The organism is Mesorhizobium sp. ES1-6, assembly GCF_020164775.1.
Taxonomy (GTDB): Bacteria; Pseudomonadota; Alphaproteobacteria; order Rhizobiales; family Rhizobiaceae; genus Mesorhizobium.
In genome coordinates, this window is the sequence record NZ_JAIUGU010000001.1 from 502093 (window position 1) to 523325 (window position 21233).

General features: G+C 62.7%; 24 protein-coding genes. 6 read left to right on the forward strand and 18 right to left on the reverse strand.

The window, feature by feature from the left end; translation table 11 throughout:
- Nucleotides 1-160: 160 nt before the first annotated feature.
- The 7 genes from rseP to LB564_RS02705 all read right to left on the reverse strand — a co-directional run bounded on the left by rseP (nt 161) and on the right by LB564_RS02705 (nt 6192).
- Nucleotides 161-1303: an RIP metalloprotease RseP gene (gene rseP / locus LB564_RS02675; protein WP_224534739.1), complete on the reverse strand. Its 1143-nt coding sequence runs from the start codon at nt 1301-1303 to the stop codon at nt 161-163.
- A gap of 97 nt (nt 1304-1400) precedes the next feature.
- Nucleotides 1401-2216 carry a phosphatidate cytidylyltransferase gene (locus tag LB564_RS02680; protein WP_224534741.1) on the reverse strand — a complete coding sequence of 272 codons (816 nt, stop codon included), beginning with the start codon at nt 2214-2216 and terminating at the stop codon, nt 1401-1403.
- Nucleotides 2213-2947, reverse strand: a complete 735-nt coding sequence (locus LB564_RS02685; RefSeq protein WP_140701368.1) for an isoprenyl transferase — start codon at nt 2945-2947, stop codon at nt 2213-2215. The genes LB564_RS02680 and LB564_RS02685 overlap by 4 nt, the downstream gene beginning before the upstream one ends.
- Nucleotides 2948-2979: 32 nt before the next feature.
- Nucleotides 2980-3534, reverse strand: coding sequence for a ribosome recycling factor (frr, locus tag LB564_RS02690; protein ID WP_224534744.1), 555 nt, complete (start codon nt 3532-3534; stop codon nt 2980-2982).
- Between the two features lie 110 nt (nt 3535-3644).
- On the reverse strand, nt 3645-4367 hold the full coding sequence (gene pyrH, locus LB564_RS02695; protein ID WP_140701371.1) for a UMP kinase: 723 nt from the start codon (nt 4365-4367) through the stop codon (nt 3645-3647).
- Nucleotides 4368-4519: 152 nt separating this feature from the next.
- Entirely contained in the window at nt 4520-5629 is a 1110-nt protein-coding gene (locus LB564_RS02700; protein WP_224534746.1) for an aldo/keto reductase, read from the reverse strand.
- A gap of 35 nt (nt 5630-5664) precedes the next feature.
- Entirely contained in the window at nt 5665-6192 is a 528-nt protein-coding gene (locus LB564_RS02705; protein WP_224534748.1) for a nuclear transport factor 2 family protein, read from the reverse strand.
- Nucleotides 6193-6304: 112 nt separating this feature from the next.
- Between LB564_RS02705 and LB564_RS02710 the strand changes: the two genes are divergently transcribed.
- Complete coding sequence (locus LB564_RS02710) at nt 6305-7240, forward strand: LysR family transcriptional regulator (RefSeq protein ID WP_224534750.1); 936 nt, start codon at nt 6305-6307, stop codon at nt 7238-7240.
- A gap of 13 nt (nt 7241-7253) precedes the next feature.
- Here LB564_RS02710 and tsf read toward each other — a convergent pair whose 3' ends face one another.
- The 5 genes from tsf to LB564_RS02735 all read right to left on the reverse strand — a co-directional run bounded on the left by tsf (nt 7254) and on the right by LB564_RS02735 (nt 11014).
- Nucleotides 7254-8174, reverse strand: coding sequence for a translation elongation factor Ts (gene tsf, locus LB564_RS02715; RefSeq protein WP_140701379.1), 921 nt, complete (start codon nt 8172-8174; stop codon nt 7254-7256).
- 126 nt (nt 8175-8300) lie between these two features.
- On the reverse strand, nt 8301-9083 hold the full coding sequence (gene rpsB, locus LB564_RS02720; RefSeq protein ID WP_140505484.1) for a 30S ribosomal protein S2: 783 nt from the start codon (nt 9081-9083) through the stop codon (nt 8301-8303).
- A 177-nt stretch (nt 9084-9260) separates the two neighbouring features.
- The gene (locus tag LB564_RS02725) at nt 9261-9872 is read right to left on the reverse strand and encodes a LysE family translocator (RefSeq protein WP_140701380.1); all 612 of its coding nucleotides are present in this window, start codon (nt 9870-9872) and stop codon (nt 9261-9263) included.
- Entirely contained in the window at nt 9869-10147 is a 279-nt protein-coding gene (locus LB564_RS02730) for a DUF4031 domain-containing protein (protein ID WP_023773822.1), read from the reverse strand. Before LB564_RS02730 ends, LB564_RS02725 begins: the two co-directional genes overlap by 4 nt.
- A gap of 36 nt (nt 10148-10183) precedes the next feature.
- Nucleotides 10184-11014, reverse strand: a complete 831-nt coding sequence (locus LB564_RS02735; RefSeq protein WP_224534752.1) for a cell envelope integrity EipB family protein — start codon at nt 11012-11014, stop codon at nt 10184-10186.
- A 138-nt stretch (nt 11015-11152) separates the two neighbouring features.
- Between LB564_RS02735 and LB564_RS02740 the strand changes: the two genes are divergently transcribed.
- From LB564_RS02740 to LB564_RS02755, 4 genes are all read left to right on the forward strand, one after another.
- Nucleotides 11153-11617 carry a RidA family protein gene (locus LB564_RS02740; protein WP_224534754.1) on the forward strand — a complete coding sequence of 155 codons (465 nt, stop codon included), beginning with the start codon at nt 11153-11155 and terminating at the stop codon, nt 11615-11617.
- A 14-nt stretch (nt 11618-11631) separates the two neighbouring features.
- Complete coding sequence (locus LB564_RS02745) at nt 11632-12360, forward strand: glycerophosphodiester phosphodiesterase (RefSeq protein ID WP_224535405.1); 729 nt, start codon at nt 11632-11634, stop codon at nt 12358-12360.
- Nucleotides 12361-12415: 55 nt separating this feature from the next.
- Nucleotides 12416-13636 carry a GNAT family N-acetyltransferase gene (locus LB564_RS02750; protein ID WP_224534756.1) on the forward strand — a complete coding sequence of 407 codons (1221 nt, stop codon included), beginning with the start codon at nt 12416-12418 and terminating at the stop codon, nt 13634-13636.
- A gap of 78 nt (nt 13637-13714) precedes the next feature.
- On the forward strand, nt 13715-14146 hold the full coding sequence (locus LB564_RS02755) for an HIT family protein (protein WP_224534758.1): 432 nt from the start codon (nt 13715-13717) through the stop codon (nt 14144-14146).
- A gap of 12 nt (nt 14147-14158) precedes the next feature.
- Here LB564_RS02755 and LB564_RS02760 read toward each other — a convergent pair whose 3' ends face one another.
- From LB564_RS02760 to LB564_RS02785, 6 genes are all read right to left on the reverse strand, one after another.
- Nucleotides 14159-14509 (reverse strand): AzlD domain-containing protein, encoded by a 351-nt coding sequence (locus LB564_RS02760; RefSeq protein WP_224534760.1) that lies wholly within the window; start codon nt 14507-14509, stop codon nt 14159-14161.
- Nucleotides 14506-15237, reverse strand: a complete 732-nt coding sequence (locus LB564_RS02765; RefSeq protein ID WP_224534762.1) for an AzlC family ABC transporter permease — start codon at nt 15235-15237, stop codon at nt 14506-14508. The genes LB564_RS02760 and LB564_RS02765 overlap by 4 nt, the downstream gene beginning before the upstream one ends.
- Nucleotides 15238-15387: 150 nt before the next feature.
- The gene (locus tag LB564_RS02770; protein ID WP_224534764.1) at nt 15388-16017 is read right to left on the reverse strand and encodes a chloramphenicol phosphotransferase CPT family protein; all 630 of its coding nucleotides are present in this window, start codon (nt 16015-16017) and stop codon (nt 15388-15390) included.
- A gap of 65 nt (nt 16018-16082) precedes the next feature.
- A complete protein-coding gene (clpA, locus tag LB564_RS02775) occupies nt 16083-18551 on the reverse strand; it encodes an ATP-dependent Clp protease ATP-binding subunit ClpA (protein WP_140701388.1) in 2469 nt (822 codons plus the stop codon).
- Between the two features lie 6 nt (nt 18552-18557).
- On the reverse strand, nt 18558-18887 hold the full coding sequence (gene clpS / locus LB564_RS02780; protein WP_010909565.1) for an ATP-dependent Clp protease adapter ClpS: 330 nt from the start codon (nt 18885-18887) through the stop codon (nt 18558-18560).
- A gap of 306 nt (nt 18888-19193) precedes the next feature.
- The gene (locus LB564_RS02785; RefSeq protein ID WP_140701390.1) at nt 19194-19523 is read right to left on the reverse strand and encodes a phasin family protein; all 330 of its coding nucleotides are present in this window, start codon (nt 19521-19523) and stop codon (nt 19194-19196) included.
- A 285-nt stretch (nt 19524-19808) separates the two neighbouring features.
- Between LB564_RS02785 and LB564_RS02790 the strand changes: the two genes are divergently transcribed.
- Complete coding sequence (locus tag LB564_RS02790) at nt 19809-21230, forward strand: SPOR domain-containing protein (protein ID WP_224534766.1); 1422 nt, start codon at nt 19809-19811, stop codon at nt 21228-21230.
- The last annotated feature ends 3 nt before the right edge of the window (nt 21231-21233 follow it).

Here is a 21233-nt window from a genome sequence, read left to right on the forward strand (position 1 = left end):
TTTCCCCTACCGTATTAACCGGATTTTCCCTACACGCAAGGCTTCTGGTTAATTTGTATTTACTTAACCCTGTTGCGTGGCTTTCGCGTCACTCATATCCCCGTGCATGGTAAACGGCGTCTCAACATCGACCATGCCCAGGCCAAATTCCTTCATGATTTCAGCACCCAAAGAGATCGTTCCAGAAGACGAACCCCATGAAGCACAACACCAGAAGCAGACCGGCCCGATAGGCCATTTCCATCATCCGTTCCGACACCGGCCGGCGGATGACGGCCTCCACCCCGTAGAACAACAGATGGCCGCCGTCGAGGGGGGGAATCGGCAAAAGGTTTAGAATGCCTATCCCCACGGACAGCAGCGCGACGAGCTGCACCAGCCATTCGAAACCCAATTTGGCGGCCCTGCCGGCCATGTCGGCGATCTTGACCGGGCCACCCAACTGGCACTTGTCCTCGCGCCCGACGGCGAAGCGTTGCATGAACTGGCCGGTGCGCTCGATGACGTGGCCGGTTTCCTCAATCGCCGCCGCAACGGCTCCGACCGGGGTGTAGGTGATGAGACGAGGCTGGCCAAGTTCCTTGTTGTTGACGACGCCGATCACCGCGATCTTGACCTTGTTGCCGAGCGCGTCCTCCTGCTCCATCAGTTGCGGCGACGCGGTCACCGTGACCTCCTTGCCGTTGCGCAGCATGACGAAGGTGATGGTATCGCCGGCCCGGCCCGAAACCAGCCGCTGCACGTCGCCGAAGGTTTCGACCTTGCTGCCGTCAACGCTGACGAATCGGTCGCCAGGCAAGATGCCGGCCTTGGCCGCGGGACTGTCGGTGGTGACCTCCGCCACCATCGGCTCCGCGACATAACGCCCGTAGGAGGCAAACAGCACGGAAAAGACGACGATCGTCAGCAGGAAGTTGAACAGTGGCCCGGCCGCCACCGTTGCCGCGCGCTTCCAGATCGGCTGGGTGTGGAAGGCAATCTTGCGTTCCGCGTCGGTCAGCGTCTCGAGCTCTTCCGATGTCGGCTGGCTGGAGGTGGCGTTCATGTCGCCGACAAACTTGACATAGCCGCCAAGCGGTATGGCGCAAAGCTTCCAGCGCGTGCCATGGCTGTCGTTGAAGCCGATAAGTTCGGGACCAAAGCCGATCGAGAAGGCCCTGACGCCGATGCCGCACCAGCGACCGACGAGGTAGTGGCCCATCTCGTGAACGAACACGACCACGGTCAGCACGAAGAGAAACGGCACGAGCGTGCCGAGAAAGAAGCCTTCCGTGCCGAAAATCGCGTGAAGAATCTCGTTCAATTCAAGCCCTCAAATTCTTCCGCGGTCGCGCCGTGACTGTGACATCAATCCAGGCGAATCCAAGGCAGATCCGCCCGCGATCGTGCAACGACACCATTCAAATGGGAAACAACCCCTGTGCCGGATGCTCGGCGCCCGCCGAAATCCAGCCGATGACGTATAGGGCGATAGCGGCCGCGACAAGCCCGTCGACACGATCCATGATGCCGCCATGGCCAGGAATGAGCACGCCCGAATCCTTGCGGCCATGCCGCCGTTTGACCCAGGATTCGAACAGGTCGCCGGCTTGGGCGACAACAGACAGCACCAGCGCCACAAGGCCGAGCAAAGCCAGATTGCCGGCGCCGGCGACGGCGGCCAGCAGAAGTCCCGCGACGACGCCACCGACCGCCCCGCCGAGCGCGCCGCTACGCGTCTTGCCCGGCGAAATCGACGGCGCCAGTTTGGGACCGCCGACGGCGCGTCCGACGAAATAGGCGAAGATGTCGGTCGCCCAGACGACCGCGAACAGGAACAGGATGGCGACGAGCCCCGAATGGTCGCCGTCGCGCAAAAGGGCAAGCGAGAGGCCCGATACGCAGGCATAGGCAAGGCCGCCGGCGTCCCACTGGCCGATCTTGCGAATGCCGGCGGTGGTCGCCGTTATCGCAACCAGGACCACGACGAGCGGCAGCAGCCAGAATGCGGGCAGGCCGGCGATCAGGGCGCCGACGAAAATGACCATCAGCGCTTCCGGCAGAAAACCAAGCCCGTCGGCCGCAACGGGCCGCGACATGCGGGTCCACTCATAAAAGATCATTGCCGACATGAGGGCGCACAGCAGCCGGAAAGGCAGGCCACCGAGCCAGGTCAGGCCAAGCGCGACAATCGCGAGCACGACCGCTGAGATGACACGCAGCTGAAGGTTGCTCATCCCGCGGCCGGCCGCGAAGCGACGTCTTGCGGGCCCAGTCCGCCGAAGCGGCGCTCGCGGCCGGCAAATTCGCGCAAGGCCTCGGCGAAGTGCTCACGGTTGAAGTCCGGCCAGTAGCACGGCAGGAAGACGAGTTCGCTGTAGGCAGCCTGCCACAAGAGGAAGTTGGACAGGCGAAGCTCGCCGCTGGTGCGGATGACCAGCTCCGGATCGGGAATGCCTTGCGTGTCGAGAGCGCCGGCAAAGCTTTCGGCCGATATCGCCTCGCTGTCGATTTCACCGCGCGCCACGGCCAGGGCGAGCTTGCGCGCGGCGCGGACGATCTCGTCGCGCCCGCCGTAGTTGAAGGCGATCACCAGCGTCAGCGAGGTGTTGTGGATCGTCAGCGATTCGGCTTCGTCGAGCAGCCCTCTGATGTCCGCCTGCAGCCCTGCCCGGTCGCCGATGATCCTCACCCGCACGCCGCTCTGGTGCAGCTCGGCGAGGTCACGGCGGATGAACAGCTTCAACAGACCCATGAGGTCGCTGACCTCGGACTTCGGCCGCGACCAGTTCTCCGACGAGAAAGCGTAGACGGTCAGGAAGGAGATGCCGAGACCGGGGGCGGCGCGCACCGCCTTGCGCAGAGCCTCGACGCCGGCGCGATGACCCGCGAGCCTCGGCATGCCGCGCGCCTTGGCCCAGCGTCCATTTCCATCCATGATGATCGCGACATGCGCGGGCGTTGTCATGATCTCGCTTTCGGGTCAGCCAAGGGCCAACCCTAAACCTGCATGATTTCAGCTTCCTTGTCGGAAAGCAGATGATCGATGGTGCTGATGGTTTCGTCGGTAAGTTTCTGGACCTGGTCGGAACGCTTGCGCTGATCGTCCTCGCTGATCGTGCCGTCCTTCTCCGCCTTCTTCAGGAAATCCATGCCGTCGCGGCGCACATGCCGCGCGGCGACACGGGCGTTCTCCGCGTAGCCGTGCGAGATCTTGACCAGTTCCTTGCGGCGCTGTTCGTTGAGTTCCGGCAGCGGAATCCTCAGATTGGTACCGTCGACGATCGGGTTGAAGCCCAGATTGGATTCGCGGATCGCGCGGTCGACGGCGCCAACCATCGACTTGTCCCAGACCGAGACCGCGATCATGCGCGGCTCCGGAACGGTGACGTTGGCCACCTGATTGATCGGCATGGTGGTGCCATAGGCCTGCACCTGGATCGCGTCGAGCAGATTGCTGGAAGCGCGTCCGGTCCGCAGCGAGGCCAGATCGTGCTTGAACGCGGCGATTGCCCCATCCATGCGCCGCTTGAGGTCGTCGTACTCACCACTCATTCTAGTCTCCTCGACCCGTCTGCCGCGGGTTCACTGCTTCGGGGCACGGCCCCGTTTTCGAGCCTGATTTCGAAGACCGGTTTCCCTTCTCTCCAGGGATCAGGCCCGGATCACTCGTCCGCGACGACCGTGCAACGGCCGCCGCCCCTCAGAATATCGCCGAAACCACCCTTTTCGTGGATCGAATAGACGATTATCGGAATGTTGTTTTCACGCGCAAGTGCAATCGCAGCCGTATCCATGATCGAAAGGCCGCGATTTATGACTTCGGCGTGGCTGATGCGCTCGAAACGGGTCGCGTTCGGGTCCTTTTTCGGGTCGGCCGAATAGACGCCGTCGACCTGCGTGCCCTTGAACAGCGCGTCGGCGCCGATTTCGGCCGCACGGAGCGCGGCGGCCGAATCGGTGGTGAAGAACGGATTGCCGGTACCGCCGGCGAAGATCACCACCTTGCCCTGGTTCATGTAGGCGGTCGCCTGGCGCTGCGAAAAGCTCTCGCAAAGCTCGGGCATGGCAATCGCGGACAGCACCACGGCGTCGACGCCGATCTTGTTCAGCGAGGTGCGCAGCGCCAGCGAATTGATGACCGTGGCAAGCATGCCCATATGGTCGCCGGTAACGCGGTCTCCACCCTTGGAAGCGACGGCCACGCCGCGAAAGATATTGCCGCCGCCAATGACGACACCCACCTCGATGCCCAGCGCGCGCGCTTCGGCGATGTCGCCGGCGATGCGGTCGACGACCGAGACGTCGATGCCGAAATGCTGTTCGCCCATCAACGCTTCGCCTGAAGCTTTCAGCAGAACACGTCGGTAGAGGGGCTTCACCGTCATCTGGTTCCTCGAAAATCCCGGCGCGGCAAACTTTGAAGGCGAAAAGGGCCTCCTGCTTCGTCCGGCGGTGCTGTCATGACGGGTTGACCGGATACACGAAGGGCGCGGCGATGTCACGCCGCGCCCTTGTGCAAAATTCCAGGCTTTTTGGATCAGTTGCTGCTGATGGCAACGGCTTCGCCTTCGACCACGACCGGCGATGCGTAACCGGACGGCTTGTCGCCGGTCACGACACCGCCGGCGACACGGACCTGGATCTCGGGACCGAAAAAAGAATGCGGGAACGGCGCCGGTGTGCCGCTCACCTTGTCCAGCCGCTGGCGAAGCGCGGGCGGTATGGAGAAATCGAGCGCCGCAAGATTGTCCTGCAACTGCGAAAGCCTCGTTGCGCCAAGGATGACGGTGGCGATTCCTGGCTGTGTCGCCACCCAGTTGAGCGCCACCTGAGCCATACCGCGACCGAGTTCGGCGGCGACTTTCTCCAATTCCGCCACAACAGCCCAGTTGTGCTCGTTGAATTTCTGGAAACCTGGATGGGTGGTGTCGCGGAAGCCATCGAGCCGGCCGGCATTGCCGGCTTGCGCCGGGCGGTACTTGCCGCTCAACAGTCCGCTGGCCAGCGGACTCCAGACCATGATGCCGGCGCCATGGCGTGTCCCGAACGGCACGAATTCGTGCTCGATGGCACGCTCCGCCAGGGAGTATTCGAGCTGCAACGCCGAGATCGGCTCATAGCTGCGCAGCTCGGCGATCGCCTGTGCCCGCCCGGCATACCAGGCCGGCACGTCGGACAGGCCGATGTGCCGTATCTTGCCTGCCCGCACCAGATCGTCGAGCGTCCGCAGCACCTCCTCGGCCGGCGTCAGCCTGTCCCAGATATGCATGAGATAGAGATCGATGTAGTCGGTGCCCAGCCGCTTCAGCGAGGCGTCGACGGCGCGCATGATGTTCTTGCGGCCATTGCCGCCGGCGTTCGGATTGCCGGGGTTCGAGTTCATGGTGAATTTGGTGGCGATCACCGCCTTGTCGCGCAAGCCGCGCTCGGCCACGAATTCACCGAGCCAGGTCTCGGCCGTGCCGCCGGTGTAAAGATCGGCGGTGTCGAAGAAATTGCCGCCAGCCTCGACATAGGCGTCGAACATCGCGCGCGCCGTGTCCCGGTCCGCGCCCCAGCCCCATTCCGTGCCGAAGGTCATCGTGCCCAGCGCCAGCCGGCTGACGCGCAGGCCGCTGTTGCCGAGTGTGTAATAGCTCATCGTCATTGCCTTTTCCGATCCTGATCCGGTTGATGCGGGCGTCATTGGCCAGGCGTCGCCTTGACCCAGGGATTGCCGCGTTCATGCGTCATGCGGAAGGTGAAGCCATCGACCTTCCAGGCGGTGCCAGAACGCGTCAGGTGGTGCTCATACGTGCCCCAGACTTCCCACAGCGGATCGCCATTGCCCTCCATCCGGTTCCAGGCATAGCCGTTCGACAGAACAGTCGCCGTGTCCGCTTCGAGGACGACCTGGTGATTGGTGCGCAGGTGCAGGCTGGTCTTGCCGGCCTTGAGATTGCCGGCCCAGGCGCCGATCAGATCGTCGGAGGCAATGTTGGCCGCTGGCTGCCCGGACAGGCTGCTGAAGTCGGCGGTGACGCGATCGGCGAAATAGAAGCGGGCAAGCTTCCAGTCCCGCGCGTCGACCGCGCGGTCGATGGCATCGGCGATGCGGATGACGGCGCGCTCATCGGCCAGCGCCTGCCAGCCGGTCGGTTCGGCGCCACCGGCATCGGCTGGCGCCAGTGCGATACCGGCCGCGAAAGTGACGTGCTTCAACGCATTCATGTCCTTGCTCCCTGATCTGGCCCATGGCCGTGCTGTTGGGGACAATGTGGGGCAATGCGTCGACATCGATAAGGTTGCATTGTTTGCAAGGACCATGCGATATCATTCATGAATGGATCGCGATCTCCTCAGCCACCTGCCTGTCATAGTCGCCGTTGCCCGACGCGGCGGCTTCGCGCTTGCCGCGGCCGAACTGGGCATGAGCCCTTCGGCGGTCAGCCATGCGGTGCGCCTCGTCGAGGAGCGGATCGGCCAGCCGCTGTTCGCGCGCACGACGCGAAGCGTCTCGCTCACCGAGGCCGGCAAGGCGCTGGTGGAGACGGCGGCCCCTGCCCTCCAGGATATTGCCGAGCGCATGGACCGTATCCGCAGCGTCAAGGGCAGGCCGTCCGGCCTGCTCAGGATCAACGCCTCCAACATCGCGATCCCATTGGCCGTGACGCCGGTCGTCGCGGCAATGGCCGAGCGTTATCCCGACATTACGGTGGAGATTTTTGCCGATCAGGGGTTGGTCGACATCGTCGGCGAAGGTTTTGACGCCGGCATCCGGCTGGGCGAGATGATCGCGCAGGACATGGTGGCCATCCGGCTGACGCCGCCCTTCAAAACCGTCATCGTCGCCTCACCCGCCTATATCGGGCGACGTGGCCGCCCGCGCGGAATCGCCGATCTCGCGAACCACAATTGCATCGGATACCGGCTTGTCCGCTCGGGTGCGCTCTATCGCTGGGATTTGACCTGGGACGGCAAGGATGTGGTCATGGAGACCAGCGGTACGGCCATCGTGACCGACTCGCTCGCGGCAATCGATCTGGCTCTCGCCGGAGTGGGCCTTGCCTATATGTTCGAGCCGTTGGCGCGCGCCGATCTTGCGGCCGGGCGCCTGGTGCAGGTTCTGCCGCAGTCGGCGATCGAGGAACCCGGGCTTTTCCTCTATTTCCCGCGCCGCGCGGCGATGGCGCCGAAGCTCAGGGCCTTTATCGACACCGCAAACGAAATCGGCCTGACATCCCTGCGGACATCAGGCCGAAAAACGCAGTCCCAATAACGCGATAGGACGCTTACTTCTTGACCGCCGCCGCCACTTCCGCGGCGAAGTCGGTCTCTTCCTTCTCGATGCCCTCGCCCAGCGCGAAGCGCAGATAGGCGGTGATCGTGGCCGGCGCGCCGATTTCCTTTTCGGCATCCTTCAGCGCCTTCTCGACGGTGATGTCGGGATTGAGCACGAAGGCCTGCTTCAGGAGCACGACTTCCTCGTAGAACTTGCGCAGGCGGCCCTCGACCATCTTCTCGATGATGGCTTCCGGCTTGCCGGACTGGCGCGCCTGGTCGGAGAAGATCGCCTTCTCACGCTCGACGGCGGCCGGATCGATCTGCTCGGCGGTCAGCGCCAAGGGGTTGGTGGCGGCGACATGCATGGCGACCTGGCGGCCGAAGGCGTTGGCGGCATGCTCGTTGCCCGTGGTCTCGATCGCCACCAGCACGCCGAGCTTGCCGAGGCCATCGGCAACCGAATTGTGGACGTAGGTCGCGACCGCGCCATGCGGCACGGTGAGCTTGGCCGAGCGGCGGAAGCCCAGGTTCTCGCCAATAGTGCCGACAGCGTCCTTGATGGTGTCGGTGACCGACTTGTCGGAGCCCGGATACTTCGCGGCGGCCACGGCTTCCGTCGTGCCATAGGCAAGCGCCACCTTGGCGACGTTGGCGACGATTTCCTGGAACGCCGCATTGCGAGCGACGAAGTCGGTCTCGGAATTCACCTCGACGATGGCGGCTTCGCGCACGCCGTTGTCGACGCCGATGAGGCCTTCGGCGGCGGTGCGGCCGGCCTTCTTGTCGGCCTTGGAGATGCCCTTCTTGCGCAGCCAGTCCACGGCTTCTTCCATGTTGCCGTTGGTCTCGTTCAACGCCGTCTTGCAGTCCATCATGCCCGCGCCGGTCAAGTCGCGGAGTTCTTTGACCTGTGCAGCCGAAATGCTCATTGTCGCCTCTTTGTTTTAAATGCACCGACGCACCATCGGTACTCGATGGTGCGTCTGTTTAGCGTGCCAAAATATGAGAAAGATGAAGGCCGCTGCCGGCCTTCGATTATCAAGCCCGGATGTTTATCAAGCTTCTGGGGCTTCCGACGCCGGGGCCGGATCGAGCGCCGGCTCGACCGGAGCTTCGACCGAAGCGCCGATATCCATGCCGAGCGCGCCCTGCTGGCGGGCGATGCCGTCGATGGCGGCCTTGGCGATCAGATCGCAATAGAGCTGGATGGCGCGGGCCGCGTCGTCATTGCCGGGGATAGGGAAGTCGATCTTGTCCGGATCGCAGTTCGAATCGATGATGGCGACGACCGGGATGCCGAGACGCTTGGCCTCGAGGATGGCGATCGCTTCCTTGTTGGTGTCGATCACGAACATCAGGTCGGGCGTCGAGCCCATGTCCTTGATGCCGCCGAGCGCCTTGTCGAGCTTCTCGCGCTCGCGGTCGAGGTTCAGGCGTTCCTTCTTGGTCAGGCCTTGCGCTTCGCCGGCCAGCATCTCGTCGAGCTTGCGCAGGCGCTGGATCGAGTTCGAGATCGTCTTCCAGTTGGTCAGCATGCCGCCGAGCCAACGCGAGTTGACGTAGTACTGAGCAGAACGCTGCGCGGCATCGGCAACGATGTCCGACGCCTGGCGCTTGGTGCCGACGAACAGCACGCGGCCGCCCTTGGCGACGGTGTCGGAAACCTGCTTCAGCGCCTGGTGCAGCAAAGGCACCGTCTGCGAGAGGTCGATGATGTGGATGTTGTTGCGGGCGCCGTAGATGTAGGGCGCCATCTTCGGGTTCCAGCGGTGGGTCTGGTGGCCGAAGTGAATGCCAGCTTCCAAAAGCTGGCGCATGCTGAAATCAGGCAGTGCCATTCTCATTTCCTTTCCGGTTAGCCTCCACGGACACAGGCATTTTCGGACCGAGGTCCTTGAACGCCACCGGAGGTTTCAGCCGGATTTCTCCCGGGCAGACACCAAAGTCCGTGTGTGGAATGAGCGGGCATATAGAGGGGAAGTCCGACAAACGCAAGCGGGACGGTGCTTTAACGCCTAGCGTGCGGCAATCAGCGCTCCGGTGCCGATCATCGCGCTGCCGGCAAACCTGTTCATCAGCCGCATCCGCCGCGGCGTCCTGAACCAGCCCGAAGCCCGGCCGGCGAGCGCGGCATAGACCCCCATGGTCACGATATTGACGCTGATGACGGTCGCCACCACCAGCAGGCCGTCGAAAAACGTCATCGTATCGAGGTCGAGAATCAGCGGCATGATCGAGGCATGGAACAGGATCGCCTTCGGGTTCCCCAATGCGATGGATGCGCCCAGCAAGAATGATCGGGACAATTTCGCCTGCCCCGTCCCCTGCTCGTTCGATTGCGTGGCCGAGGCCCGCCACATCCTGACGCCGAGAAAGATCAGATAGGCGGCGCCGGCGTATTTCAGTAGGAGAAAAATCCATTCGAAGGTCTGGGCCAGGGCCACCAGCCCGAGCAGCGCCAGAGTGACGAGCACGGCATCGCCGGCGGCGACCCCAACGCCGGCCATGAAGGCCCGCAGGAACCCACGCGATACGCCATTGGTGATGACCGCGAACATTGCCGGTCCCGGCGTGGCGGCGGCGAGCGTGACGGCGGCGCAGTAAGCCAGGAATGCCGTGGGTGTCATCGCTTGGCCTTTCCGTTGGGCACCCGCACGCGCCGGAAGATGGCGACGATCTGCTCGCGGCTGCACTCGATGGCGCCGAGCCGCACCGCACGGTCGCGCTCGAAGCCGGTTATGTCATAGTGTGGAGCGGATGTCTTGGGCGGGCCCTGGTAAGACGAGCGCTTGATGCCGAGTTCAGCCGCAAAGCGATGCAACTCGTCGGTGTCGTCGGCCAGGAGATGGCACCATAGATGACCGGCCCATTTCCAGATCGCCGCATCGACATAGACCGCCATCAAGCCCGCCGCGGCCAGCTCACTTGCGCCTCGCTGCTATTTCGATACCGGGCAAGGCTTTGTCTGGTCGAACAGCGACAGGTTGACCAGCTTGCCGGTCATGGAGAAGTCGCCATAGTCCATGGTGAGGTCGCGGGTGATGCCGTTCTCGTGCAGTTTGAAGCTGATCCGGTATTCCGGCACTTCCTCGCCGTTCTGGGCGCTGTCGTCGAAATAGGCGATGTCGACCGGCCAATATTTGTCGGTGGCAAGCTTCGCCAGCGCCGGCGCTTCCGGGTCGGCCTCGTCGGCTTCGGTCTTCTTGCCGACGACAACCGTGGTCGTCATCACCTTGTTGGCGTCCTCCGAGCCGTCGAACAAATTGGTCTGGTAGAAGTTCTCGCCCTTTTCCGCCTTGCCGATCAGCTCGACCAGATGCTGGGTCGGAAACTGGGTGGCCGCGAGTTCCAGGCTGTTCTTCTCCGGCTTGTCGATATCGACCTTCAGGCCCTTGGGATTCTTCGTCGCGACGCCCTTCACCTCCTTGTCGAGGTTCTGGTCGACGAAGGACTTCGTCACGAAGGAAAACATCTTGCCTTCCGCGTCCTCGAAGGTGGTGGTCTGCTGGTCGGTCAGCTTCGTGTTGTCGTTGGTGGCGATCTGGGTGACGAAACGGAATTTCACCGTATAGCCTTCGCAGGCCGAGCCATTGAACTCGTAGACCATGCGGCCGGTGATGCCGGTGATGCCGGATCGGTCATCCGCCTTCTTGAGAGTGAGATCATAGACGGCGCGATGCGCCTGCAGCGCCGGGACGGCGAAAGCGGAGCCTACGGGGAAGAGCGCCGACAACAGAGCGGCGTGGACTGCAAGGCGCACTGCGCGCATGAGGTACTCCAATCGTCGCGGCTGATGGCAGGCCGCAGGGAAAGATGGTCCAGCTTAAAAAAAGTCGTGGCGGAAGCGAGGCAAAAATAGCAATTTCGGCCCGGCCAGCGCGGCATCTTCCAGCAATAGGGAAAAGCAATGAGTGAAACAATCGAAAAGCGGCTAAGCGATCTCGGCGTGACGCTTCCTGTTGCCGCCGCGCCCGCCGCCAACTACGTGCCCTATTGCAGATCAGGCAACCTGCTGTTCACGGCGGGGCAATTGCCGCTCAGGGACGGCAAGCTGCAGGCGAGCGGCCTGCTCGGCCGCGACGTCGACACGGCAACCGGCAAGGACGCGGCGAAATACTGCGCCATCAACATCCTGGCGCAGGCCAAGGCCGCACTTGGCGACCTCGAGAAGATCCGCCGCCTGGTGAAGATCACCGTCTTCGTGGCCTCTGCCCCCGACTTCGTCGAGCAGCATCTTGTCGCCAACGGCGCCTCCGATTTCCTGGTTGCCGTGCTTGGCGAGGGCGGCAAGCACGCTCGCTCCGCCGTCGGCACCGCCTCCCTGCCGCTTAATGCGGCGGTCGAAATCGAAGCGATCTTCGAAGTCGAATGAGTGAAGGTGAAGACATGACCGACCTCTCCTGGCTGACTGCCCGGCCGGTTGCCCATCGCGGCTTCCATGACATGAACAAGACGCGCTGGGAAAATACGCTTGCCGCCTTCGCTGCCGCGGCCGAACGCGGTTACGCGATCGAATGCGACGTGCATCTGTCGTCCGACAGCGTTCCCATCGTCATCCATGACGACGATTTGCAAAGGCTGACCGGGCAGGACGGTTTCGTCTGGCAACGCAGCGCGGCTGAACTGACCGCGCTCACGGTTGGCGGCACGGCCGATCACGTGCCGACGCTGCAAGAAACGCTCGATCTCGTCGATGGCCGCGTGCCCATGGTTATCGAGCTGAAAGGAACCCCTGGTCGCGACGAAGGGCTGGTGGCGCGCGTCGGCAAGATGCTCAAGCGTTATAAGGGCAAGGCGGCGATCATGTCGTTCGATCACTGGCTGATCCGCGATTTCCCTAGGCACGCGCCCGGCATTCCGGCTGGATTGACCGCCTACGGCAAGGACGCCAAGCTGATCGAAGCCCATTTTTCCATGCTGGCGCACGAGCTCTCCTTCACCTCCTATGCCGCCGGCGACCTGCCCAACCCGTTCGTCAGCTTTGTGCGTGAAAGGCTCAAAATGCCTGTCATCACCTGGACGGTCCATGATCAGCCGGCGATCGACCTGACGTTCAAATATGCCGACCAGATGACGTTCGAAGGGTTCGAACCCGACCTGGTCGAGGTCGCCTGAGCAGAGTGTCTGAAACGTGACTTGTAGCGGCTTGGATGGAGCTTAAATAAGCCTCATGGATCAGGGCGACGATGGCGACGAACAAACGGCTAATGCGGACTATTCGATCCGCATCGCCGCCGGCATCGGTGCCTTTACCCGCGACGAATGGAACGGCTTTGCCGGAACCACGCGCGGTGACGGAGAGACGGACTACAATCCGCTGGTTTCCTTTGCTTTTTTGAGCGCGTTGGAAGATTCCGGCTGCGCCGTGCGGCGCACCGGCTGGCAAGGCCATCACCTGCGGCTGGAAACAGCGCAAGGCAGGCTGCTCGGCGCCGTTCCCTGTTATCTCAAGTCGCACAGCCAGGGCGAATATGTGTTCGATCACGGCTGGTCGGATGCCTTCGAGCGCGCCGGCGGCCGTTACTACCCCAAACTGCAAAGTGCCGTGCCATTCACGCCCGTTACCGGCCCTCGCCTGCTGGTCGGGAAAGGCGAGGATCAGGATGCGGTGAAGGCCGGGCTTGCCGCCGGTCTGAAAATGGTGACGGACAAGCTCGGCGTATCCTCGGCGCATGTCACCTTCGCGCAGGAGAGCGACGTCGCGACGCTGGAGGCCGCGGGCTTCCTGCATCGCACCGACCAGCAATTCCATTTCTTCAACGAAGGCTTCTCCACCTATGACGACTTCCTCGCCACGCTTGCCTCGCGCAAGCGCAAGGCGATGAAGAAGGAACGGCGCGAAGCGCTCGCCGATGGCATCACGATCGATTGGCTCACCGGCAAGGACCTGACCGAAAAGGCCTGGGACGATTTTTTCGCCTTCTATATGGACACCGGCAGCCGCAAATGGGGCCGCCCCTACCTGAACCGCCAGTTCTTCTCGCTGATCGGTGAACGCATGGCGGACGACATTCTGCTGGTGATGGCCAAGCGCAACGGACGCTACATTGCCGGCGCCATCAACTTCATCGGCTCCGATGCGCTCTACGGCCGCAACTGGGGCTGCATCGAGGATCACCCCTACCTGCATTTCGAGGTCTGCTACCACCAGGCCATCGACTTCGCCATCGAACGCAAGCTGAAGGTGGTCGAGGCGGGCGCGCAAGGCGAGCACAAGCTGGCGCGCGGCTATCGGCCGGTGACCATGCATTCGGCACACTACATTTCACACCCGGGCCTGCGCAATGCGGTCGCCGACTATCTCAAGCGCGAGCGGCGCGAGGTCGAGCGGATGGGCGAATATCTGGAAGAACATACCCCGTTCCGCAAAGATATTGGCGATCTCGACTGATCGCGCCGCGGCTTCGTCTTGCCGCTCGGAAGCGGCTTCGCTACACCGGATTTCAAGGCACACTCCGGAGCGTTCGCCATGGCTGAGGCCGCCTATGACACCGACAACATCTTCGCGAAGATCCTGCGTGGAGAAATCCCCTCGCACCGCGTGTACGAGGATGAGGCTGTCGTGGCCTTCATGGATGTGATGCCGCAAGGACCGGGCCATACGCTGGTGGTGCCGAAGGCGCCGTCGCGCAACCTGCTCGATGCCGATCCGGCAACGCTCGGCGCCTTGTTCACGGTCGTGCAGAAGGTGGCGGTGGCGGTGAAAAAGGCTTTCGATGCCGACGGTCTCACGCTGATGCAGTTCAACGAACCGGCCTCGGGCCAGACCGTCTATCACCTCCACGTCCATGTCCTTCCGCGCTTCGACGGCGTGCCGCTCAAGCCGCATACCGGGCAGATGGAGGAACCGGAAGTTCTGGCCGAAAACGCCGGCAAGATCCGAGCGGCTCTGGCGGGCTGACGCGGCGAGCAATCAAAAGTTCAGGTAAAGTCCGGCCAGCAGCAGAAGCTCGGCTGTGGCAATGCCGACGACCATGCGCTTTCCCGACGCCAGATAAGCGACGAAGCCCAGGGCGACCGCCGCTATCCTCAAGGCAACCGACGTATGCGCAAGCGCGCCGCCCGGAAAGACAATCAAATTGCCGATGACGGCGGCGACAAGCGCGGTCGCCATCGTGCGAACCAGCACCAGCAGGTCTGAATCTTCGGAAAGCTTGCCGCCGAGATAGACACCGAGGATGCGCCAGACATCGGTCGCGGCGAAGCCGGCAACGAGAATGAACAGGTATGGCCACCACCAGGCGCCGTTGGAAAAATAACTCACGCCGCGCGCGCCTTGCGCCGCCACAGGTGCCAGCCATAGGCGGCCGTACCACCGATAAGTCCGGCGGCCAGCAAGTCGATCCGCGGCAGCAGGATGTGGAAGAACGGCCCGAGGACGAGGCCCAGGACCATTGCCACATGCCCTACCCGTTCGCGCGCGGAACCCCACAACGAGGTCAGGAAATACATCGGCGTCAGCATAAGCAACGCCGCTGAAACCGCGGACGGCAGCGCATCCGCCACGGCATACACGACTGTCACGACAATGACGTTCGTCATCACCAGCATCGCGCCAAGGCCGGCATAATATGTCGTACGCATGCTGGGCGGAACGCGCTTCAGGCGCTCCATGGCGAGCACCCAGGACGTCACAGCGACGAAATGCGCGAGGAGATAGAGCACGTACTGCCGGGTCGTTCTGGTGCGCATCTCGGGTACCAGCACCATTACCATCGGCATCAGACGTATGGCGGACAATGTGACGGCCAACATCGCCGCAGGCAGCGCTGCACCCGATGTGACCGCGCCCACCAGCACGACCATCGATGGCAACGCCCACACCGTCGCGGTCATGAAAGCGGCCTGTGTCACTGTGACCCCGGCGTCTTTCGCCAGGGCGGCGAAGCCGATAAACGAGCTGATGAGGATAAGGCCAGGCAGGGAAAACGCCGCGCCAACACCACGCAGGAACCAGGTGGAACGAGGCGCTGTAACGTCTGGGGTCGACATGTGCCGGCCATAGCATGCGCGGCCACCGGATGCGACCGCACCGAAAGCCGCGTATCGTCTTTCCATTGATCCAAGAGACTGGTGGGAGTCGGCTTCCGGTTTGATCGAAGGTGCGACAAACAAGTTGGCGCGGCGCTCGGGAACTGACCTTTACTGTCCGTCAATCGGCAATTGCGCCACAGTCTGGAACGCCGATGGCTCCGGTGCGCCGGCCAGACGCTGCAGGATTGCCCCGGCACAGTCGTGCGGGCTCAACAGCGAGGTATCGACTTCCAGGTCGTAGATGCCGGGTTTGTGCACTTCTTCCTGCCACAGGCGGACGGGCGAAGGCACGGGATCACCAGCCGAGGCGGTGACGTAGCCCCTGCTCGGCTCGCTGGCAGCGCGCCGTTCCATGATGACCTCGATCGGACAGCGAACGCCAACAAACAGGACCGGCAGGCCGGCAAGCCGTCGCGCGCAATCGGCCAGAATGTGGAGCGGTTTGGAATAGGCTTCGTGGTGACCGACATCCGCCACGACATTCTCGCCCAACCGGCTATGGGCGGCGATCGATTCATAAAGGGCCGCATAGAAGCGCTGCACGAAAACTTCGAGATCGGGCCGCTCGCCGCCAGGGCGCAAGCCTATTCCGGGACGATATGGCGGCGGCGTGATCCGCTCATAGCTGTCGACGCCCAGGTTCATCCATGGGCCGTCAAAGCTCTCCCCGATGGCCCGGGCGATGCTCGACTTTCCCGAACGCGGCGCGCCGTTGAGGATGATGATTTGCCCGGCCATGCGCACCTCGTTGTGCCAATGAAAAAAGCCCCGTTTCCGGGGCTCTCTTCGACTTCTTGTCAGGCTCAGCCCTTTCTGGGCAGTTGCGGCACCAGGCTGCGCTTGCCGCCGTCCTTGCCCTTGGGCTCCGGCTTCTGCGCCACGGCCTTCTTTGCCGCGGGCTTCTTGGCCACGGCCTTGGGCGGCTGCGGCGCGTCTTCCGGCTCTTCCTTCTTCGGCTTCACCGGCGCCTCGTCGGCGAGCGATTCGAGCTTCAGGCCGGTCTCGCCGGTTTCCTTCTTCTCGACGGTGACGCGCACCGTGCCGCCCTTCTTCAGCTTGCCGAACAGCACCTCGTCGGCCAGCGGCTTCTTGATGTGCTCCTGGATGACACGGCCGAGCGGCCGAGCGCCCATGCGTTCGTCGTAGCCCTTGTCGGCCAGCCAGGCGATCGCGTCCGGCGACAGGTCGAAGGTGACGCCACGCTCGGAAAGCTGAGCTTCCAGCTGCATGACGAACTTCTGCACCACCTGGTGGATCACCGGCACCGGCAGCGAGCCGAACGGGATGATCGCGTCGAGACGGTTGCGGAACTCCGGCGTGAACAGCCGGTTGATCGCCTCGACATCGTCGCCTTCGCGCTTGGTCGAGCCGAAACCGATCGCCGCGCGCTGGGCATCGGATGCGCCCGCATTGGTGGTCATGATCAGGATGACATTGCGGAAGTCGATCTGCTTGCCATTGTGGTCGGTGAGCTTGCCGTGGTCCATCACCTGCAACAGAATGTTGAACAGATCCGGATGCGCCTTCTCGACCTCGTCCAGCAGCAGCACGCAGTGCGGATGCTGGTCGACACCGTCGGTCAAAAGACCGCCCTGGTCGAAGCCGACATAGCCGGGAGGCGCGCCGATCAGCCTGGAGACCGTGTGGCGTTCCATGTATTCCGACATGTCGAAGCGGATCAGTTCGACGCCGAGCGAGGCGGCCAACTGCTTGGCGACTTCTGTCTTGCCGACGCCGGTCGGGCCTGAGAACAGGTACGAGCCGATCGGCTTTTCCGGTTCGCGCAGGCCGGCACGCGCCAGCTTGATCGCCGAGGTCAGCGCCGTGATGGCGGTGTCCTGGCCGTAGACGACGCGCTTGAGCTCGATATCGAGGCCCTGCAGCACCTTCTCGTCATCGGCCGAAACCGTCTTCGGCGGGATGCGCGCCATGGTGGCGATCGTGGCTTCGATCTCCTTGATGCCGATGGTCTTCTTGCGCTTGGCCTCCGGCACCAGCATCTGCGAGGCGCCGGTCTCGTCGATCACGTCGATCGCCTTGTCTGGCAGCTTGCGGTCGTTGATGTAGCGCGCCGACAGTTCCACCGAGGCCTTGATCGCCTCGTTGGTGAACTTCACCTTGTGGAATTCTTCATAATAGGGCTTCAGGCCCTTCATGATCTCGATGGCGTCCTCGATGGTCGGCTCGTTGACGTCGATCTTCTGGAAGCGCCGCACCAGCGCGCGGTCCTTCTCGAAGAACTGACGGAACTCCTTGTAGGTGGTCGAACCGATGCAGCGGATCGCACCCGAAGACAGTGCCGGCTTCAACAGGTTCGACGCATCCATCGCGCCACCTGAAGTCGCCCCGGCGCCGATCACCGTATGGATCTCGTCGATGAACAGCACGGCGCCCGGATAATCCTCGAGCTCCTTGACGACCTGCTTCAGCCGTTCCTCGAAATCGCCGCGGTAGCGCGTGCCGGCCAACAGCGTGCCCATGTCGAGCGCGAAGATGGTGGCATTGTGCAGCACTTCCGGCACGTCGCCCTCGACGATGCGCTTGGCCAGCCCCTCGGCGATCGCCGTCTTGCCGACGCCGGGATCGCCGACATAGAGCGGGTTGTTCTTGGAGCGGCGGCACAGCACCTGGATGGTGCGGTTGATCTCGCTCTCGCGGCCGATCAGCGGATCGATCTTCCCGGCCTTGGCCTTGTTGTTGAGATTGACGCAATAGGCGGTCAGCGCGTCCTGCTGCTGCTTCTTCTTGCCGCCTTCCTCCTGCGGCTCGGCGCCGTTCTGGCCGCCCTGCTCGTCATCGGCGCCGCGCGGGGTGCGGCTCTCCGATGCGCCGGGGCGCTTGGCGATGCCATGCGAGATGTAGTTGACCGCGTCGTAGCGGGTCATCTGCTGTTCCTGCAGGAAATAGGCGGCGTGGCTTTCACGCTCGGCGAAGATGGCTACGAGCACATTGGCGCCGGACACTTCCTCGCGCCCCGACGACTGCACATGGATCACCGCGCGCTGGATGACGCGCTGGAAACCAGCCGTCGGCTTGGAGTCCTCGTCGTAGCCGGTGACCAGATTGTCGAGCTCGGTATCGATATAGGTGAGAACCGTGTGCTTCAGCTCGTCGAGATCGACATTGCAGGCGCGCATGACGGCGGCCGCCTCGGTGTCGTCGATGAGCGCGAGCAGCAAATGTTCAAGGGTTGCGTATTCATGGTGCCGCTCGTTGGCGAGCGTCAGCGCTTGATGAAGCGCCTTTTCCAGGCCTTGGGAGAAAGCCGGCATGTTACCTCACTTCTTCTCCATCACGCATTGCAGCGGATGCTGATTCTGTCGGGCGAAATCCATGACCTGAGACACTTTGGTCTCGGCCACCTCGAATGTATAGACCCCGCACTCGCCCACCCCATGATTGTGAACATGAAGCATGATGCGTGTGGCGGCTTCGCGGTCCTTCTGGAAAAAACGCTCCAGCACGTGAACCACGAACTCCATCGGAGTGTAGTCGTCGTTGAGGATGAGAACCCGGTAAAGGCTGGGCTTCTTGGTCTTGGTCTTGGTGCGCGTGATCACCGCCGTCCCGCGGCCGGCTTCGTTGCCGTCGCCGCCGCCGTTTTGCATACGCGCCACGCGTCTCGTGGCAGTCAAACCTGAAGTCACGTAATCCTGCCTCTTTCGAATCCTCATGCGAGTTCGACATGTAGGTGTTCGATGGACGATTTTAAGCCCTTCTGGTTAGCTGACAATATGGCTAGGTGACCAACTTCGCTGATTTTCTTGGCGGATTTTCGCAATCGTGAAGCGGTACGCCGTCGCGGATCGGAAATTGGCATGAAAAAGCCCGGCCGCGTTTCCACGACCGGGCTTTTCCGCGCCCAAAGGGCCGGATTTGAAATTCCAGGGCGAAATCACTCGCCCGGACGAAAATTACTTCGCCTTGGCAACGACCGATTCGAACGGCTTGTAGGCTTCCTTAGCGAGTTCGGCATAGAGGTCGCCGATCTTGGTGGCCTCGGCGACGAACGCCTCGTAGGACTGCTTGGCATAATCGGACTGAATCTCGATCGCCTTGTCCAGCGACTTGGCCGAGAACAGCTTCTCGACGGCGGCGCTGCCGGCTTCGAAGCTCTTCTTGGTGTATTCGCCAGCCTCGGTGGCGATCGCCTGCGCGCCCTTGGACAGCGAGGCGAAGCTCTTCAATCCGGTATCGGCGAACTCCTTGCCGTATTTCGAGAAGTCCTCATAGGTCTGGGTCATTTCATACTCTCCCTGGACGGTTGAAGCGCCCTGCCCCGAGCGCCGTTGTGCAATGCATGATAATATATTGTGCGCCGCACAAAAGTCAAGAATTCAAGGCCTCGCGACCTCGCCGGCACAGGCATTGGCTAAAATTCGAATAAAGAGAGGCTCAAACCGCCAGAAAATGGTGAACGCGGCGGTTACCATAAACGGATTGGTAACGCTGCCCCGCTAGCTTGGCCGGAAGTGAGGCAGGATCCCTTTGCCGCCTCCAGCGCAACGAGAAATTCAAAGGAACTACCAGTGCGTCAGGCGTTGTCGGGCATCGTTTCCAAATCCGCGTTTCCTTTCAAAACGATCATGATCCTCGCCATGGCGATGACATTCGTCGTCGCGGGCGCAGCCTCGTCGCTGGCGGCGAAGTCGGCTGCCATCGTGGTCGATGCCAAGACCGGCAAGGTGCTCTACTCGGCTAACGCTGATGGCCGGCGCTACCCTGCCTCGCTGACCAAGATGATGACGCTCTACCTGACCTTTGAAGCGATGGCGAAGGGCAAGATCAACAGAAACTCGCCGGTCGTATTTTCGGCCCATGCATCCGCCGAGGCGCCGACCAAACTCGGCGTGAAGCCGGGCGGATCGGTCACCGTCGAGACCGCGATCCTGTCGATCGTCACCAAGTCGGCCAACGACTCGGCGACCGCGCTCGGCGAAATGATCGGCGGCAACGAAACCAACTTCGCCCGCATGATGACAGCCAAGGCGCGGCAGCTCGGCATGGACGGCACGGTCTTCCGCAACGCCAACGGCCTGCCGGATCCGGGGCAGTTCACCACCGCGCGCGACATGGCCACGCTCGGCATCGCGCTCAGGGAGCATTTTCCCCAGTACTATGGCTATTTCGCGCAGCGGTCGTTTCTCTACGGTCGCCAGCGCATCAACGGCCACAACCGTCTGCTCGGGCGCATCAAGGGCGTCGACGGCATCAAGACCGGTTATACCCGCGCCTCCGGCTTCAATCTCGTCTCGTCCGTCAATGACGGCAACCGGCGTCTTGTCGCCGTTGTCATGGGTGGCACGTCGGGCGGCAGCCGCGACAACCAGATGGCTGGCTTGATCAACACCTATTTGCCGAGAGCCTCGACTCGTGGTGGCGGCGATCTGGTCGCCAACGCTGATAGCAACCCCATCAAGGCCCTTGCGAAGGTTCTCCTGCCCAAGCACGACGCGCCGACCCCCGACGAAAAGCCGGTGACCGTGGCCGAAGACGATACCGCTGTCGCGGACGACGCGACCGTTGCCCAGGGCGACAGCGAGGACGAGGATTCGGCCGAGGCCGAGGCGCCCAAGCTGGTTGTTCCGGCAAAGAAGGTAAAGACGGTCATCGTCGCCGCCCCCAAGGTCGCCACCGCGCAGGTCGTGGCCGCCTATGCCGAGCCCACGCCGGCCGTTGACCCCGTCAACACCGCTTCGGTTCCGTCGGGCTGGGCCATCCAGGTCGCGTCGTCGCCCAAGCAATCCGAGGCCCAGGCTTTCCTCGACAAGACCACCAAGCAGGCTCCCAAGGTGCTGGCCGATGCTTCCGGCTTCACCGTCGCTTTCGACAAGGACGGCGTCACCTATTACCGGGCCCGTTTCGGCGGTTTCGGGTCGAAGGACGCCGCCTGGAAGGCCTGCACCGCTTTGAAGAAGAAGAAAATCGAGTGCTACGCCGTCCAGCAATAGGAC